A 1305-nucleotide genomic window follows, 5' to 3' on the forward strand; every position below is an offset into this window, starting at 1 on the left:
CTTACAGCCAGGTCACGCGCTCGGCCGGCCGAATGTAGATCGGCTCTTCGACCTGAATACGCGCCACTTCCTTGCCCGACTTGTTGAAGCCCAGGACGGTATCGTTGTACATCTCGAACCGCTTCCCGTGGATCTGGGTTTCGAACACTTTCGGACCCGGAATGACGTCGTACCGGAAGACGATCTGCTGGCTGGCTCTCCAGAGCTGGAGGACCGCCAACAGTTCGCGGCTCGGCACGAGATACTTCTCGATGGCGTTGTCCACGCCCGGGCCGAACATCTGCCGGGCATAGCCGCGCGGGCTGTGCCGGGGCGGAATGTAGTAGCCGTTGGGCTCGGTGCCCCACTGCGGATACAGCGGGAGCGCCACCTGCTCCACGCGGATCGCGTAGTACAGGGGATGCCACCGATCTTCGGCCCAGAGCCCGTCCTCACCGATGCGCACCAGGCTCTGCATGCGGATCTTTCCGACGCAGGCCGCCATACAGCGCGTTTCCATCGGCTCGCCGCCGGTCAACGGGTCTTTGCCCTCGATACGCGGATAACAGGCAATGCACTTCTCCGACACCCGGGTCGTGCCCCGGTACATCGGCTTCTTGAACGGGCACTGTTCCACGCACTTCTTGTACCCGCGGCACCGGTTCTGGTCGATCAACACGATGCCGTCTTCCGGCCGCTTGTAGATCGCCTTGCGCGGGCAGGCCGCGAGGCAGCCCGGATAGGTGCAGTGGTTGCAAATCCGCTGGAGATAGAAGAAGAACGTCTCATGCTCCGGCAGACTGCTGCCCGTCATCTTCCACGGTTCGTCGCGTGAAAAGCCGGTCTTGTCGATGCCTTCCACGAGGGCGCGCATCGAGGTCGCCGTATCTTCATAGATGTTGACGAACCGCCATTCCTGGTCCGTCGGAATGTACCCGATCGCCGCCTGGCCCACTTTGGCGCCCGCGTCGAAAATGGTCATCCCTTCGAACACCCCGTACGGCGCATGGTGCTTGCGGCCCACCCGCACGTTCCACACCTGCCCGCCCGGATTCACCTGCTCGATGAGCTGGGTGATCTTCACGTCGTAGAACTGCGGATACCCGCCGTACGGCTTGGTCTCCACGTTGTTCCACCACATGTACTCCTGCCCCTTCGAGAAGAGCCAGGTCGACTTGTCCGCCATCGAACAGGTCTGACACGCCAAACACCGATTGATGTTGAACACAAAGGCAAACTGCCACTTCGGATGCCGCTCCTCGTAGGGATACAGCATCTTCCGCCCCAGCTGCCAGTTATACACTTCAGGCATTGTCAATCCTCCTT

General features: G+C 61.3%; 1 protein-coding gene. It reads right to left on the minus strand.

Going from position 1 to position 1305, the window contains the following annotated elements:
• Position 1: 1 nt before the first annotated feature.
• Positions 2–1305 (minus strand): 4Fe-4S dicluster domain-containing protein (locus ACO9S2_RS17645; RefSeq protein ID WP_423723738.1); only part of this gene is annotated, 1304 nt, incomplete at its 5' end.

This window comes from Nitrospira sp. NS4 (assembly GCF_049546785.1).
Taxonomy (GTDB): domain Bacteria; phylum Nitrospirota; class Nitrospiria; order Nitrospirales; family Nitrospiraceae; genus Nitrospira_D.